Below are 14420 nucleotides of genomic sequence, written 5' to 3'. Positions count from 1 at the left end.
GCTTCGAAAAGCTGCGATTGCAACAGCCTACTGGGTGGAATCCGCTTCACCTGTGATAGCGGACCTCAGTGAGCTTCTGCACGACTTCACCTCAGGGCCACATTGCGGACTAATGCACGGCAGCGGCGTCTCTATTCGATCACCTCGTCGGCGCGAGCGAGCAACGACTGTGGTACGGTCAGGCCGAGCGCTTTGGCAGTCTTCATGTTGATCACCAGCTCGAATTTGGTCGGCTGCTCGACCGGCAGATCAGCAGGCTTGGTGCCTTTGAGGACCTTATCGACGTAGCCGCCTGCACGGCGAAATAGATCGGGCACATCGGGGCCATAGACGATCAATCCGCCAATCGCGTCGTGTCGGAAAAGATAACTCGCGGGCAGATGATGCTTCGCTGCGAGTGCGACCACTCGCGGCCCCTGGGAATTGGTCAGAGGATCATTACCATCAACTATAGCATCGGCGTGCTGGGCGGCGGCCGAGGCAAAGGCGGCATCAATTTCCTCGGGCGTGGTCGCCTCAACTATCAGCAGAGCGACGCCCAGGTTCCGTGCCGCGCGAGGCGCCTCCTCGGCCAGCGCCAGTCTATGGAGTGGGTTATTCGGATTGACCAAGAGTGCAATTTTTGAGGCGCCAGGCACCAATTCCCGGAGGATTTCTATACGTTTTGCAAGGAAATCTCCCGGAACCAAGGTCGTAAGGCCGGTGATATTGCTGCCCGGATGCGAGAGGCTTTGGACGAGGCCGAGCGCCACGGGATCGGCCACAGCCACAAAGACAATCGGAATGGTGGCCGTTGCCGATTTCAGGGCTAGGGCTGCTTGCGGCCCGACGGCAATTACCAGATCGGGGTTGAGGGCGACGAGTTCGGCCGCTAGAGCCGATACGCGATCCGGAGTTTCGACATAGTAACGATACTCGACGAGCAGGTTCTTGCCCTCGATCCAGCCTTTTTCACGCAAGCCGCTGCGCCACGCGTCGCGACCTGACTGTTTGAAGTAAGGGATCAAGAAACCGATCCGGCGAGGCGGCCCTTGCGCCCGCAAGCGTGGTGGCGAAACGAGCAGCGCCGCAGTAGCCGCTATGAACTCCCGCCGCTTCATTGCGATCCTCACAACGGCTTGAGGACAACGTCGCGCAGAATATCATATCTCGATTGTGGCCGGACTCACGATGGGCGTACTTGTTGCGTCGCAAATGCAGCGCATGCCGTATGACGGCTTCGGGTCATTCGCGTCATTCGGTCATGACCGCGACCACGTCCGGTCTACCCACAAGAGCCGTCGCCAAGGTAAGGTTGAGATCGACGCTAAAGGCAATATCGGAAATACCGGAAGAGACGTGCCCCCATGACTTAGGCAACGGCGCCAATGCGTTTTTGAGTTGCGCCGGCCGTTAGCCACCGGACCGATGCAAAAACGGATCCACGGACTCAGCTAGCAGGGTAGCCAATTGGGCGGCGGCAGGCGTGGACTGCTTTTCGGGCGGCAGCGAGCCGACAGAATGGACCGCCAGTCCAGCACCAGCGGCAAAGACCACTATCGCAATTGCAGCAAGATATTCGATCCTCATGGCGAATTCCTCCATCATGGCGAATTCCTCCATCGACTCCACGAACTAACCGGATACGCCGAGAAATGGTTCCGAGAGCACTGTTCGACGCTAGTCCTTGGAACGCCTGCTTGCGCGCCGTCCGGTAAGCATCCTCGTCAATCCGTTCGAGCGCGGTGACGTTGCGCCCCGATCTAATCCACGCGGCAAGTTCCTCATGGTCGGCCGGCGCTCCAATTGTTTTGTTTCCCCATTCCCGTCCGAACGGCGGCGCGGCCAAAGTTTGGGAACGGAAGCTCCTGCCAAGACTTTAGAAGTACGAGACCGTCGCTCGCCGTTAACTACACGGCGCATGTCGCGGATAGCCAAGGGTTCCTCACTGCAGGGCCCGCTGTTTTCAAAAACAAGCGCTCGCGCAGATAGCCAAAAGAGGCGGTCTCCGGTTCCATTCCAGAATTGCCAGCGGTGCTCGCAAGCGGGAGAGCTGCGGGAGGAGTGGGCGCCGATGCTTGCGCTTTCTTACCCGAACGAGGCTTCTTATGCGCAACCGCATTGACCTAGATCCCAAGCAAAGCCGAGCAATCGTTCAAGAAATTGGAGAAAGGCTGCGCGCGTTCCTGAAAGAAGGGCCGGAATTACCGGGGAGCCTCAGAGCGCAAATCGGCCGTCTCCGCGAATTGGAAGAGCAGTCGCCATCAATCATTCCCAGTGCTGAGCGCTGGGACAAACGTCGCCGTTGAGCCGTCCTAGAACAGCACGGACGCCTCGGCCGCATGTGGAGGCGCAATGCCATCGGTGAAGCACCGTGCCTCAAATATTTTGAATGAGTACGGTGCGGCGCAATCCGAATTGATCGGCAAAGCCGTCGTCCTTACCGACGGAAAGGCGGGCACAGTCGAGAACGTTTGGCTGGATGAATTGCACGGGCCTCGGATTTCGATCAAAGATCATGACGGAAGATGGCCTGTCTCAACCATCAAGTTCACGGAGAATTAGACCTTCGCATCGGCTGCGCACAGCGCGATTCTTTCAGATCATACCAATCAAGATGAAAAGAGTGATTTCGGTCAGGAAAGTGACGCTCATGATCGCGACCGTAAGGAACAAGTCGCTCGCCGAGAGAGGGTTCATGAATGCCTCGCATCTTGCGAAGCCCCGGGAGTAAATCATTCAGGCTAGAAAAGGTTTCGGTTCCAAACGCAGACGGCGAGATGCGAGCGGCGGCCTATGACGAAGTCTGGCTAGGGTCAAAAGGCGCCTTTGAAGATAGTACTGGCACGCCTGCTCCTGCCCGAGCACCGGACATCATTCGCAAATGAAATGTTATGGAAGAAGTCGGGCAATGACCGATGTCCGCTTGGACGCGATCAGCAGACCTGCGAGCATTTCGATCAGACGTCGGCTTCGGGCCAAAAGCCGTCATTCGATCACCTCGGTGCAGTTGGAGACAACCCCGCTTTCCGAAGACCCTCAATTATCAGCTTCGCGTTTGTTTGCCCCGCCCGACCTATCCTCACGGATATACCGTAGGTGGGATCGACCTCAAGCAGACGAGCCACCGCCTCCCGCGCGTCAGCGTCACGCCCGAGATGGGCCAAAGCGGACGCGAGGCACACGTATGCGGACGAATAGGAGGGGTTCTGGCGTTGCGCTTTCTTCCCGGCCACGATGGCCTCGTCAAAGCGACGAAGCTCAATAAAGGCCATCCCCATCCCAGTAAGCGACACGTGTAGCCGTGGGTCTATCGGGCTCATCCGAATGCCACGTTCAAAGCTCCGGACCGCTTCCTGCGGCAACCCAGCAAGAAAATAGACCCAGCCTCTAGCGTGCCATGCCTCAAATGAATTTTGGTTGAGCGCGACCGCCCGGTCTGCCATTTCGACCGCACTTTCGTAATCGCCTGCAACGAACGCCAAGGTTACGCAAGCCAATGCTAGCGTTTCTGGATCGCTATTATCGACACTCAATGCCAAGCGAACGAGCCGAACTGCTTCCTTGCGCTCGAATTGACGATCGATCGAATAGCCTAAGAGGACGTTGTTCATGTGACAGGCACCCGCCAGAGCAGCAACAAAGCCGAACCGAGGGTCCCCTGCTGCACCTCCTGCGGACCAGGACTGTGAAGGCCTTGTCTAGGACCGCTCCGTAAACTGGCCGAAGGGAGAAGCCCACCGCGACCAGAGCGCGATTAACGTTGATTCCGTCCTCCGGACCAATGCCCACCAGAGTAGGGGTATAAGACGGGATCATTTGTGATAGACATCACAGAGCGGGCATTTTGATTTCGGCCATGCTCCGGCTAGTCTGCCAAGATTGCATTCCGGGGGACTGCGGTGAGTCGTTTTCGGTCTGTTGTTTTATTACTGATTTCCCTCTTGCTCACCTGCGGTTCGGCGCATGCCGAGAAGCGGGTCGCGCTCGTTATAGGCAATTCCGCCTACAAGAGCGTGCCGCGGCTGACGAACCCGACGAATGATGCCGGCCTGATCGGCGGCATGCTGAAGCGGGCCGGCTTCGATGCCGTCGACGTCAAGCAGGATTTGAGCGCGGCCGACATGCGCAAGGCGCTGCGCGAGTTCGGCGGCAAAACCCGGGATGCCGACGTTGCCGTCATCTATTATGCGGGCCACGGCATCGAGGTCGACGGCAGTAACTATCTAGTGCCGACCGATGCGATGCTGGAGACCGACACCGACGTTTACGACGAGGCCTTCCCGCTGGATCGCTTGCTGGTGGCGATCGAGCCCGCCAAACAGCTTCGGCTGGTCATTCTGGATGCCTGCCGCGACAATCCGTTCGCCAAGACGATGAAGCGGACGGTGGCCTCGCGCTCGATCGGACGCGGGCTTGCCAAGGTCGAGCCGACCAGCCCGAACACGATGGTTGCCTTCGCCGCTAAGGCCGGCTCCACCGCCTCGGACGGCGATTCCAGGAACAGTCCGTTTGCCGCCGCCTTGGCCGACCACCTCCCCAAGCCCGGGCTCGATCTGCGCAAGGCCTTCGGCTTCGTGCGCGATGATGTCTTGAAGAGCACCGGTTACAAGCAGGAGCCCTACGTCTACGGCTCGCTCGGCGGCGATGATGTGCCGCTGGTCGCGGTGAAGCCGGTCGCAACCGGCCCGCAGGCCAACCCGGATGCGGAAATTCGACGCGACTACGAGCTGGCGCTGCAGCTGGGCACGCGCGAGATCTGGAATGTGTTTCTTGCCCGCTACCCCAGCGGCTTCTACACCGAGCTCGCCAAGGGCCAGTTGAATCGGATCGCGGCCGAGGAGACGCGTACGGTGGCTGCCGAGAAGGCGAGGGCGGCGGAAGAGGAGAAAGCCCGGCTTGCCCACGAGCGTGCGCAGAAGGCCGAGCTGGAAAAGGCGGCCGCCGCGGCCAAAGCCGCCGAAGAGGCGCGAATCGCCGCGGAGAAGGCGAGAGCGCTCGAGCAGGCCAAGGCGGAAGCCGCCGAGCAGAAGCGCAAGGCGGCGGAAGCTGCAGCTGCAAAGTCGCTCGCGGAGAAAGAGGCGGCGGACAAGGCCAAGGCCGAGCTTGCCGCCAAGCAGGCTGCGGAGAAGCAGGCTGCCGAGCATGCGGCCAAACAGAGTGCCGAGAAGGCCGCCGCCGACCGACAGGTCGCGCCGGAGCCCGAGAACCAGAAGGTGGCCGCGCTCTCGCCGACACCTTCGTCGAGTCTCTCGGGCGCCGATCTGGCGAAGTCCGTGCAGCTGGAATTGCGGCGCGTCGGCTGTCTCACCTCTTCCGCTGATGGCGAGTGGACGGCGACCTCGCAACGCTCGCTCACGCAGTTCAACAAATATGCCGGCACCAAGTTTGATGTGAAGCTCGCGAGCCTCGATGCGTTGGATGCACTGAAGGCCAAGCAGGGCCGCGTCTGCCCGTTGGTCTGCGACCGCGGCTTTCGGGCGGATGGCGACAAATGCGTCAAGATCACGTGCCGCGCCGGCTATCGGGTGAATGAGGACAACGAGTGCGAGAAGATCGAGGAGAAGAAGCCGGTCGCAACCCGCGAGGACTCCAGGCAGCGCGACGATGAGCGGAAGAAAACCGAGTCCGCGCCAGCGAAGACGCAGGCGACGGGGCAGATCTATTGCAACAGTGCGGGCTGCCGTCCGGTCCGACAGGGTTGTCGGCTCGAAGCTTGGGGCAACAGGACAGCTGGCGCAACGAGCGGCGGCGGGACGAGCGTCATCGAAAACTGCAACTGAACGTAAGCTGCGGGTTCGCGCCTTCCATCCCGCTCATCTCTCTCGGCCGCGACGTGAATCTTTCCATGCGTGGAGGGCCTTCCACGTCGCTCGCGCCCCCCGGCGCCCAGAAATCGCTGCCATCGGCCAGATCGCAGTGGTGCCAAAAAAATGTCGCGCCGTCTTATCGGCATTTCCTCTCGAAGGAGGAGCCGGCCTCGCGTACAGCACGGGCTTCTGACTGCTTCGGTGCCCATCGGCAGCTTGCGCGACGCTCGGAAGCAGACCTCGTAGCGCTCTGAGCTAAGGTCAACCACGAGGCCAATACCGGACACATGCGCCGCAACAAGAAGGCTCTGTTCGATCACTCCGTCGGCACGCGCGAGCAGGTAGCTCGGTACTCGATGTCAGCCACGAACTTCGGTTCGAGCCGCGTCCCTTGGACTGCTAGGAACTTCGCTCGTTTGAGACCATTGGCCGTCTGGCCGCCGCTGTCGCTGCGGCCGTGACAGCTGGCCTGACCGTCTGGACGATCGGCCGGATCGTGCTCGAGAGCGTCCCAACCCGCGCCTCGATCAACGACGGCTGCTAATTCCAAGCCCGAGAGAGGTCTTATGAAAACGCCGTTCGTGGCGATGGCGCTGCTATGCCTGTTTGTCGGCCCTGGCACGGCGTGCGAGCGCTCCTTTTCCGGCGTGGCTTCCTATTACTCCAACGAAAGCGGCAGTCGCACGGCCTCCGGTGTGCGCTTCGACCATCGACTGCCAACGGCCGCGCATCGCTGCCTGCCGTTCGGTACCAAGTTGCGGGTGTCGCGCGGCGGCCGGTCGGTCGTGGTCACTGTCAATGATCGCGGCCCTTTCGTCCGTGGGCGCGTCCTCGACCTGGCACTGGCCCCGGCGCGCGAACTCGGCCTGGTCGGACCTGGCATCGCGCACGTCGACGTGGAGGTGGTCGACTAGGCGAAATCCACGCGCGAGCACTTCGCCCTCTTGGGGTATCAACGTCGACCGGCATTCTCCAACCTCCGCCTACCTAATTTCGCGACAGAGTGCGGCCGGTCCGCGCGGGGGAGGAGGCGCAGAGGAATCGACCACCCACCCCTCGTTCTCCGGCAACTAGCCCTAGCAGTCAGCAAGGGCTAATGCTCATGCGTCCGCCGGGCCAACTCGGGGGAGCCGGCCATTGCAATGGGTGCCGACCATCACAGCCTGGACGCACGCCCAGCCGGTCCCGCGGCGCGTCCACATGCAGCCCTAGCTGCCAGCTAGGGCTAACAAGCCAGTTGGGCGGCATTGAGGGGGTTTGCAGCTAGCGACTGACTGGTGCGAGCGAGAAGTTCCGGCCACGCTCATGTCGTTCAATTCAACCTGCTCTGTCATTGCTCCTGACCATCAATCACCAGTCCTGACTGCACCCTCCTCCTCCCGAATTTCGCGACGATTTTCGAAAGCAGTTCACTGAACTGATCCACTCGAAATGAACCCCACAAGATCTGGCATCTCGTCCCGTCAACCGCAGCGTCAACCAGTGTCAACCTTGTCAACCTAACTTTTCGAAGCCTCCGGCTGCCGCGAGGCCGGGGTGCGAATTACCCCCGCATGAATCAAATGCCAGAGGGACCCGTGATCGAATGGTCCGTCGGCAGTTGGGCGTAGAGCGGACCTCTTTTGTCTATCTTTGAATCCGCGCTTTTGACCCAAACCGGTCATCCGAGATACTGTAGCAACGCACAAATACTGCGAGCCGACCGCACTTGCCGTGGCTATAGCTTCGGCTTCTGCATCCGAAGTAGCACGCGGCAACCCGGCTGTGCATCCTCGTACACTAGCTTGCCGTTTAACTGTTGAACCAATAGCGCTACTGCCTTCGAACCGAAGCCCTTTCTCGCCTGTTCATGCCCCGGCATTCCGACGCCATTGTCTGAGACCGAGATCACCAGTTCGTCGTTCGTGTGGAGCGTAATGAGGATTTGCCCCGGTCGGTCATCGGGAAAGCCGTACTTGATGCTATTAGTAACCAATTCGTTGATGATAATCGCAATAGGTACCGCGACCTCGCTGTGCGCATACGCTTCGTCTAGTTCGCAACGTACTGCGACTGGCTTGTCGCCGCTGAGCGCCATAAGCCTCCGCGCGATGTTGCCGATGTACTCCTTCAGGTCGACGATCTTTGTCTCGTCGCGCAGCATAAGGTGGTCGTACACTTCGGCCATGGTTTGGATGCGTTGTGACGTCTTTTCCAGCTCGTCGGATGCCTCTTGACCGAGGGTGCGAGATTGCAAGCGCACCATTGCGCTGAGCATTGCTAGGTTGTTTTTGGTACGGTGCGCGACCTCCTGAAGCAAGAGCGTCTTTGACCGCTCTGAGGCAACGACCTTTTCCATTTCTTTGCGAAGGAGTTCCGCGAACGCGGCAAAAGCAATCCCTATGAAGGTAAAGAAGAGCAGCGGGAGAGCGAGCGCGGACGACAACTGCAAACGCAATACCCACAACACGCCTGCCACCGCCAGGAGGGTCGCGAAGAATGCGCTGCCCCGATCGAACATCAGACCCGCGAGGAAGATCGCGGGTAACAGAATATACAGGCCGATAAATCCGCTTTGCGCCTCCATCGCTGCGAATACGCCGAGGCTGCACGCCATTAGGAGCGCTGAGACGCCGTAGCGTAACGCCACAGTTTGAGGCTTTGGCGGCAGGAGGTAAAGGAGGCGTTCCATCAACGAAAAACCGATAAGCAGTCACAACCGTGCCTTCGCCGCTCCAATCGCCCGGCGACATTGGAAACTAAGGGGCTTTAAAAGCTCCGCGTCAACAGGGCTGCCTGGTCTCTGGGAACCATTTCACCTGAACGATGTCGTAGATCGCTTAGCGCCTATTCCGTGGATTTGGCCCAAGTTCGCTAATGGCCCGTTGCTGCCCGCCTTGAAGAGCGCCCCGGTGTCTGCTTCCGAGCGTTGCGCCGACCAATGTGATGCGGCCGCGAGAGGGCAGCCTTTGACCCTGGCTGTGTGAAAACGCGGTGCTGCTGATATGATTCTCCCGTGATTCTGCGGGGGAATTGATGAGGCGCTTCGTTGAAGAGGCGGATCGTGGGCAATGGACGCTGTTGCCCGAATGCCTCGATGATTTCATTGACGAGAGCAACCCTGTCCGCGTGATTGACGTGTTTGTCGATGCGCTCGATTTGGCGGAGATGAGCTTTGAGGGGGTGGAGCCGGCGGCGACTGGTCGGCCCTCGTACCACCCCTCTGTTCTCCTTAAGCTTTATATTTACGGCTATCTGAACCGGGTTCAGTCGAGCCGGCGGCTCGAACGAGAAGCCGGACGCAATGTCGAGGTCATGTGGCTGCTGGGGCGGCTCGCACCTGATCACAAGACGATCGCGGACTTCCGCAAAGATAACGGCCTGGCGCTGCGCAAGGTATGTGCGCGCTTCGTCGAACTCTGCCGTGAGATGGGCCTTCTCGCGACGGCGAGCGTCGCCATCGATGGCAGCAAGTTCAAGGCCGTGAACAACCGGGACAGGAACTTCACGCGCGCCAAGGTGGAGCGGCGGCGTGCTCAGTTGGAGGAGAGCATCGCGCGCTATCTGAGCCAACTTGACACGGCCGATCGACAGGAGCCGACGGAGGCGCTGGCCGCGAAGATAACGAGGCTTACCGAGAAGCTGACGAAGCTGAAGGAGGAGATGGGCAAGCTTGCCGTTTACGAGAAGCAGATGCTCGCGTCGCCTGACCAGCAAATCTCACTGACCGATCCCGACAGCCGTTCGATGGCGACGAGCGGTCGCGGTTCCGGCGTCGTCGGCTACAACGTGCAGGTCGCCGTAGACACCGAGCACCATCTGATTGTGGCGCATGAGGTAACGAACAGCGGCTCAGATCGGGCACAACTTGCCAACATGGCCAAGCAAGCGAAGGGTGTTCTCAAGGCTGAGACGCTCGAGGCCGTTGCCGATCGCGGCTACTTCAGCAGCACGGAGATCCTCGCGTGCCACGAGGCCGGCATCACGGTAACTCTGCCCAAGCCGCAGACGTCGGGCGCCAAATCGGAGGGGCGCTTCGGTAAGCAGGACTTTGCGTATTTGCCAGAGGAGGACGCCTATCGCTGTCCAGCTGGGGAGCGATTGCCGTATCGATATACAAACGAAGAAGACGGCAAGATGCTGCGGCGCTACTGGACCACGGCCTGTCAAAATTGTGCGCTCAAATCGCAATGCACGACCGGGCCAGAGCGGCGGATTACGCGATGGGAGCACGAGCATCTGCTCGAGGCTGTGCAGCAGCGCCTCGATGCAAACCCACAAGCCATGCGCCAGCGTCGCGAGACGGTCGAGCATCCGTTCGGCACGATGAAAGCCCGCATGGGGGCGACACATTTCCTCACCAAAACGCTCCCAAAAGTAGCCGCCGAGATGGCTCTCTCGGTCCTCGCCTACAATCTGACGCGGGTCATGAACATCGTCGGGACCAAGCCGCTGATGGCTGCGATCGCGGCCTGAGACCGAACCGGTCTTGGCTTCTCTCCGACCTCCCTGGGAAGCGTGTTTTTACACGGCCAAGACCCGCAGCAGACATTATTCAAGAAATGCTTTAACGTGAATGCGCCACACACGATAAGGGAGATAACATGGAACGTGAGTTCTCGGGTCGATCCCCTTTTCTATCCGGTCCACTATTGATTCCGTTTGCGGCCGGTGAGAAATTTCACTCTGGGCGCCTCGGCACGCAATGGAAGATCGATGGTCCTCAAACCGGCGGCCGCTTCTCCGTAATTCATCATCAGCTGCCGCCCCGCACGTTGGCGGCGCCCTTGCACCGTCACCACCGCGAAGACGAGCATTCGTATGTGTTGACCGGCACCTTTGGGGCGCTGCTGGGCGACGATGTTGTCACAGCCGAACCGGGCACATGGGTGTTCAAGCCGCGAGGGCAGTGGCATACGTTCTGGAACGCGGGCGACACTCCGTGCGAAATCATCGAAGTAATTTCACCCGGCGGTTTCGAAAATTACTTTCGCGAATTGCGCGAAATTTGGCCCGACAGAATAAAAGCTGCCCCGCTTCTTCAGAAATATGAATTGGATATGGATTTCGAGAGTGTCCCTGATTTGTGCGCGCGTTTTGGTTTGACTTGATGCGACTTGGCGGTGGCGGGTCCGCTTGTGGCCCTTCTGCGACCTCGCCCGATGTCCGCTTTTCCGCCGCTGTTGGCTTTTGAGCGGGCATCCGGCCAGTTTACGAGCATCCAGCCAAGTTCTATTTGAAGGTGATCTTCACATGGTTGGCGACCACCCAGACGGCGCCGCCGCTGATGCAGATCGCTCCGCCCCATAACAGGCGCGCCAGGATCCGCGCGCCCACCGCTTGCTGCTTGGCGTTCTCGACCGCATCCACAGTCGGCTTCATCTGCGCAATGTCCTTGACGGCGGATTTGACGAGAGCGTCCAGCTTCTGCATCTCGGTTCGCATCGCATCGATTTTCTGATGCAGGTCGCATCGGCCCTGCGAGGCCTTCTCATCCTGGTACGCCATTGCTGGGCAAGATTGCTGACGGTCGGAAGCCCGCGGCCGACGAGGCCGTGCAGCGGCCCGGCCAATACCTGTGCGCATACTGCGACAGGATCGATCCGCTCCAAGATGCAGCGGTGCGGAGATGGACGGAAAGCTCACTGAGGGCGCCGGTGGCTCGAGCAGTCTACAAAGGGGGGACCCGAAGTGCCTTGGGATTCCGGGTCCCCGCAACCGCAACAGCATGTGGCGCGGTGCGATCTAGGTCGCCGGCATCGGCTAGAACCCGGAATAGTAGTCGTTCACGGCTCGCGCCCGTCCCGGGTCGTCCCAATTCCAATCGTTGTCATTGCCGTACTTTGGCGCGCCCTCGAGCCGGTCGGCGGTGAGATTGGTTCGGTACCCGCCAAGGCTCGTGTCGTACTTCAACGACTGCCATGGCAGGGGGTAGTGATCGTCTCCGATGCCCAAGAAGCCGCCGAAGCCGAGAACCGCGTACGACACCTGGCCGCTGACCTTGTCGATCATGACGCGCTCGATCGAGCCGATCTTTTGGGCGTCGGCGCCATAGACGGTGGTGCCTTCGACCTTGTCGCTACCGATCAGCGTTCCTGTTTCACGCCTTTCCATTTCCATTGTCATTCTCCTCCACGAAAGATTGATGCAAGACAAGTGAGATCGGCAGGTGCTCGTTCCTCCGCTTTCCCGGCGCATGCGGCCACTGATCCATTTTGCCGCACCGGCGCGAGCTCCTCGCCGACACCGCCGTCCACGCTCCAATGTTCGATGCCGAAGCCACCCTGCTGCGAATGTTTCCGAGTTTTCTCGCTTCGCCGAAAGTCGACGATCATCGCAGGGAGAACCTGGGAACGTTCCGCCCTCCGGCGGGATTGGTTTGTGTTTGGAGCGCCGAAAATGAATAGCCCCGACCAGGATGTCCTTTATCGCGCGATCGTGGACGCTCGACGAATTCTCAGTGAGGATCGACTGGGCTCTTTGGATCTTGTACAGACCTTGCGGCGCCTGCAGGCCGTACTCGACAGCGACGAGCTGGTGCACGCTCTCGACCGCTCGAACCATCATCCGGTTTCTCGACTAGAGCGCTAAAACGATCTATGCCGCGGTGCGAAAGGTCCAGGTCCGCGCCGGCGTTTCAAGCGGGCCAGCCTGAGGCCGTTCTAGGCGCGACGCATTCTGAGTCTATTGCCAAATCCGAGCCGGGATGTAGATTCCTAGAGATTTCTTAACATTGTTGAATTCGACGCCCGAGCGATTGCGTTACGATAGTTCTTTCTTCTGGGGGTCCCCCATGTTCGATCCTGCTACCACCGCGATTTTGCGCGCGGTCCTGGACGAAGTCTGCGAAAGCGTTTCCCAGGCCGAGACCGGCGCCCGTACCCACGTGGCTTCGAAAATCCTGGAAGCCGCGACCAGAGGCGACACGTCACCGGAGCAGCTCAAGCAGGTCGGGCGCCAAGCTCTCTCGCAAGCGCCAACCATGTGGCGCTGACCGGCCGGGGGGCGGGGGTGAATTTCCAGGTCACGGTGCTGAAGATCCTGGTGGCCTATCCTGACGGCTTCGCCCTCATGGCCGACCTCAAACGCGACATGGCGATCCTGGCGACGAGCGGTCGGGACTGGGCTGATCGCACCAAGCGGCTTGCTGCGCGCGTGCCGGACTTCGACATCTTCGCGCAAGGCCTGATTGAGCGCAAAAACGGCGGCTGGAAGATCACCGCCAAGGGACATGCAGTCCTGGAATTCATGGAGGCGCGGCCCCTGGTCGACCGGGCGATAGAGACAGTGCCGGCCGAGAAGGTGGATGCCCCGGTTCCTCCGCTGCCCCAGCTCGCCGAGTGGCCCGGCGGAGGGTTGGTCAAGGGACGCGTCCGAAGACGTCGCGCGCGAAGCTCGAGCGCCGCCTCGCTGCCGAGGGCCAGGAGATTTTGAGGTGTACTAATTTTCTTTCAGCGCTATGGCCGAGGAAGAACCGACGCCGGCCATGAAACTAACTTAGTTGAATCGTGTTCAAGAATTATGTCGCGGTACTATTTTGACATTGAGAATGGTTACCCTTACCGGGACAACGTCGGGGAAGACCTGCCTGACGATAGAGCGGCTTGGCGAACGGCCACACGGTTGACCCGGGATATTGAGAGCAACCTGCTTCCGGGTGGCGCTTGGAGTTTGGAGGTCAGAGACCGCCGGGAGAAGCTGATCTTCCGAATTACAGTCAAGGCCGAATGCGTGCGCTGAAGTAGCGCATACTAATCTGCCGATCGCGACTAGTTCCTAAGTTGCTGATCGAAGCTTTGGCGGTGGCAGCAACGCATCGATCCGTGCCGCAGCTTCGGCATTGCGCGCCCGTTTGATAAGTTCGTCTCTCTCGCTGCCGGGCGGCAAAACCTCGGCGCGCTCGCGCATGTCCTTTGCGAATTTTGCTAGTCGATCATGCAGTGTGGTGGCTTGTTTGAAACGCCGTCGATGCTTCATCGCGAACCTCCCGCATTCTCGATTGTTCGAGTTAGCCTAGCGGCCGCGGTCCATCGTCGACACTCACATAGGTTATGTAACTCAGTCGGCTCAACCGCCCGTTTAGTCTAACAAATGTTAGGAAGTGGAAGCGTCGTGAAGCGCGAGGAACCGTTCAATACAGACGCGATTTGATTCCGCCAAGACTGGACTCAGCCCTGGTGTCGACCGAACGTGAGTGCTGGGGAGCTGAGGGAGCGCCGTGTGGAATGAAGAACGCCTGTCGCAAATAGGAACAGGAGTGCAGCGCCCTCCGTTAACAGAGTCCGGGGAACGAGGAGGAGCGCGATGGCTATCCAAATCATCATGGACGCGAACGGTGACAGCCGACATGAATTCGATCGGTTCGATCTTGAATCGGTGGCTCAGGCCGAGCAGCGTTTTCAGGAACTGACCGGCAAGGGATTTACGGCAGCGACGCGCAAGGGACCGGGCGAATCGATTTAGTTCGTGCGTTTGACCCGACAGCCGAAGAGACCCTCTTCTTTCCGCGCTTGGTGGGGGGCTAGAGAGAACGATGTTTCTGTTTGGCTCGCGAGGGCGATCGAGCCATCGATTGAGAGCTCTCTACGAGGTCTATGCGAACTTTCTTGGAGAAAATTCTCCGGAAGCCCGGGGCCGTCGACTTTTGTGCCA

16 protein-coding genes and 2 pseudogenes are annotated in these 14420 nt (G+C 59.9%); 11 read left to right on the top strand and 7 right to left on the bottom strand.

Translation table 11 applies throughout. The annotated features are described in order from the left end of the window. Positions 1 to 131: 131 nt before the first annotated feature. Positions 132 to 1100 carry an ABC transporter substrate-binding protein gene (locus KUF59_RS32120; protein WP_212462845.1) on the bottom strand — a complete coding sequence of 323 codons (969 nt, stop codon included), beginning with the start codon at positions 1098 to 1100 and terminating at the stop codon, positions 132 to 134. 292 nt (positions 1101 to 1392) lie between these two features. Beyond that, on the bottom strand, positions 1393 to 1587 hold the full coding sequence (locus KUF59_RS32115; RefSeq protein WP_212462846.1) for a hypothetical protein: 195 nt from the start codon (positions 1585 to 1587) through the stop codon (positions 1393 to 1395). Between the two features lie 500 nt (positions 1588 to 2087). Between KUF59_RS32115 and KUF59_RS32110 the strand changes: the two genes are divergently transcribed. Continuing rightward, complete coding sequence (locus tag KUF59_RS32110; protein WP_258767420.1) at positions 2088 to 2288, top strand: hypothetical protein; 201 nt, start codon at positions 2088 to 2090, stop codon at positions 2286 to 2288. Between the two features lie 46 nt (positions 2289 to 2334). Then, complete coding sequence (locus KUF59_RS32105) at positions 2335 to 2544, top strand: PRC-barrel domain-containing protein (RefSeq protein WP_258767419.1); 210 nt, start codon at positions 2335 to 2337, stop codon at positions 2542 to 2544. A 431-nt stretch (positions 2545 to 2975) separates the two neighbouring features. Here the strand turns inward: KUF59_RS32105 and KUF59_RS32100 are convergent, their stop codons facing one another. Further along, entirely contained in the window at positions 2976 to 3593 is a 618-nt protein-coding gene (locus KUF59_RS32100) for a tetratricopeptide repeat protein (protein ID WP_212462897.1), read from the bottom strand. 288 nt (positions 3594 to 3881) lie between these two features. Between KUF59_RS32100 and KUF59_RS32095 the strand changes: the two genes are divergently transcribed. Both KUF59_RS32095 and KUF59_RS32090 read left to right on the top strand, forming a co-directional pair. Continuing rightward, positions 3882 to 5762 (top strand): caspase family protein, encoded by a 1881-nt coding sequence (locus tag KUF59_RS32095; protein WP_212462898.1) that lies wholly within the window; start codon positions 3882 to 3884, stop codon positions 5760 to 5762. A gap of 641 nt (positions 5763 to 6403) precedes the next feature. Continuing rightward, positions 6404 to 6703: pseudogene (locus tag KUF59_RS32090) on the top strand (septal ring lytic transglycosylase RlpA family protein); the annotation flags it as partial. Between the two features lie 803 nt (positions 6704 to 7506). Here the strand turns inward: KUF59_RS32090 and KUF59_RS32085 are convergent. Then, entirely contained in the window at positions 7507 to 8460 is a 954-nt protein-coding gene (locus KUF59_RS32085) for a sensor histidine kinase (protein WP_212462900.1), read from the bottom strand. A gap of 344 nt (positions 8461 to 8804) precedes the next feature. Between KUF59_RS32085 and KUF59_RS32080 the strand changes: the two genes are divergently transcribed. After that, entirely contained in the window at positions 8805 to 10244 is a 1440-nt protein-coding gene (locus KUF59_RS32080) for an IS1182 family transposase (protein WP_258767417.1), read from the top strand. A 128-nt stretch (positions 10245 to 10372) separates the two neighbouring features. Continuing rightward, on the top strand, positions 10373 to 10879 hold the full coding sequence (locus KUF59_RS32075) for a cupin domain-containing protein (RefSeq protein WP_249141250.1): 507 nt from the start codon (positions 10373 to 10375) through the stop codon (positions 10877 to 10879). Between the two features lie 121 nt (positions 10880 to 11000). Here the strand turns inward: KUF59_RS32075 and KUF59_RS32070 are convergent, their stop codons facing one another. Beyond that, on the bottom strand, positions 11001 to 11276 hold the full coding sequence (locus KUF59_RS32070; RefSeq protein WP_212462902.1) for a DUF1515 family protein: 276 nt from the start codon (positions 11274 to 11276) through the stop codon (positions 11001 to 11003). Positions 11277 to 11531: 255 nt separating this feature from the next. Beyond that, complete coding sequence (locus KUF59_RS32065; protein WP_212458681.1) at positions 11532 to 11888, bottom strand: PRC-barrel domain-containing protein; 357 nt, start codon at positions 11886 to 11888, stop codon at positions 11532 to 11534. A 279-nt stretch (positions 11889 to 12167) separates the two neighbouring features. On the opposite strand from KUF59_RS32065, the gene KUF59_RS32060 reads away from it, so the two are divergent. The 4 genes from KUF59_RS32060 (at position 12168) to KUF59_RS44400 (ending at position 13508) form a co-directional block, all read left to right on the top strand. Beyond that, a complete protein-coding gene (locus KUF59_RS32060) occupies positions 12168 to 12359 on the top strand; it encodes a hypothetical protein (protein WP_212458680.1) in 192 nt (63 codons plus the stop codon). A gap of 202 nt (positions 12360 to 12561) precedes the next feature. Continuing rightward, positions 12562 to 12762: a hypothetical protein gene (locus KUF59_RS32055; RefSeq protein ID WP_212458679.1), complete on the top strand. Its 201-nt coding sequence runs from the start codon at positions 12562 to 12564 to the stop codon at positions 12760 to 12762. Between the two features lie 17 nt (positions 12763 to 12779). Further along, entirely contained in the window at positions 12780 to 13202 is a 423-nt protein-coding gene (locus KUF59_RS32050; protein WP_212458938.1) for a hypothetical protein, read from the top strand. 87 nt (positions 13203 to 13289) lie between these two features. Continuing rightward, positions 13290 to 13508 (top strand): DUF6894 family protein, encoded by a 219-nt coding sequence (locus tag KUF59_RS44400; RefSeq protein ID WP_408918042.1) that lies wholly within the window; start codon positions 13290 to 13292, stop codon positions 13506 to 13508. Positions 13509 to 13544: 36 nt separating this feature from the next. On the opposite strand, the gene KUF59_RS32045 is transcribed toward KUF59_RS44400, so the two are convergent. Next, positions 13545 to 13745, bottom strand: coding sequence for a hypothetical protein (locus KUF59_RS32045; protein ID WP_212458678.1), 201 nt, complete (start codon positions 13743 to 13745; stop codon positions 13545 to 13547). A 327-nt stretch (positions 13746 to 14072) separates the two neighbouring features. Here KUF59_RS32045 and KUF59_RS32040 point away from each other — a divergent pair. After that, positions 14073 to 14293: pseudogene (locus KUF59_RS32040) on the top strand (hypothetical protein). The last annotated feature ends 127 nt before the right edge of the window (positions 14294 to 14420 follow it).

Origin of the sequence: Bradyrhizobium arachidis, from assembly GCF_024758505.1 — a bacterium.
Classification (GTDB): Bacteria; Pseudomonadota; Alphaproteobacteria; order Rhizobiales; family Xanthobacteraceae; genus Bradyrhizobium; species Bradyrhizobium manausense_C.
Note: the sequence above shows the minus strand (reverse complement) of the source record. Positions and strands in the feature narration are given on the sequence as shown.

What these genes read in the sequence shown, in the direction of transcription:
- KUF59_RS32075 (WP_249141250.1), top strand. Translation starts at nt 10,373, where the DNA reads ATGGAACGTGAGTTCTCGGGTCGATCCCCTTTTCTATCCGGTCCACTA.
- KUF59_RS32065 (WP_212458681.1), bottom strand. Translation starts at nt 11,888, where the DNA reads ATGGAAATGGAAAGGCGTGAAACAGGAACGCTGATCGGTAGCGACAAG.
- KUF59_RS32070 (WP_212462902.1), bottom strand. Translation starts at nt 11,276, where the DNA reads ATGGCGTACCAGGATGAGAAGGCCTCGCAGGGCCGATGCGACCTGCAT.
- KUF59_RS32060 (WP_212458680.1), top strand. Translation starts at nt 12,168, where the DNA reads ATGAATAGCCCCGACCAGGATGTCCTTTATCGCGCGATCGTGGACGCT.
- KUF59_RS32100 (WP_212462897.1), bottom strand. Translation starts at nt 3,593, where the DNA reads ATGAACAACGTCCTCTTAGGCTATTCGATCGATCGTCAATTCGAGCGC.
- KUF59_RS32085 (WP_212462900.1), bottom strand. Translation starts at nt 8,460, where the DNA reads ATGGAACGCCTCCTTTACCTCCTGCCGCCAAAGCCTCAAACTGTGGCG.
- KUF59_RS32080 (WP_258767417.1), top strand. Translation starts at nt 8,805, where the DNA reads ATGAGGCGCTTCGTTGAAGAGGCGGATCGTGGGCAATGGACGCTGTTG.
- KUF59_RS32045 (WP_212458678.1), bottom strand. Translation starts at nt 13,745, where the DNA reads ATGAAGCATCGACGGCGTTTCAAACAAGCCACCACACTGCATGATCGA.
- KUF59_RS32115 (WP_212462846.1), bottom strand. Translation starts at nt 1,587, where the DNA reads ATGATGGAGGAATTCGCCATGAGGATCGAATATCTTGCTGCAATTGCG.
- KUF59_RS32120 (WP_212462845.1), bottom strand. Translation starts at nt 1,100, where the DNA reads ATGAAGCGGCGGGAGTTCATAGCGGCTACTGCGGCGCTGCTCGTTTCG.
- KUF59_RS32055 (WP_212458679.1), top strand. Translation starts at nt 12,562, where the DNA reads ATGTTCGATCCTGCTACCACCGCGATTTTGCGCGCGGTCCTGGACGAA.
- KUF59_RS32105 (WP_258767419.1), top strand. Translation starts at nt 2,335, where the DNA reads ATGCCATCGGTGAAGCACCGTGCCTCAAATATTTTGAATGAGTACGGT.
- KUF59_RS32110 (WP_258767420.1), top strand. Translation starts at nt 2,088, where the DNA reads ATGCGCAACCGCATTGACCTAGATCCCAAGCAAAGCCGAGCAATCGTT.
- KUF59_RS44400 (WP_408918042.1), top strand. Translation starts at nt 13,290, where the DNA reads ATGTCGCGGTACTATTTTGACATTGAGAATGGTTACCCTTACCGGGAC.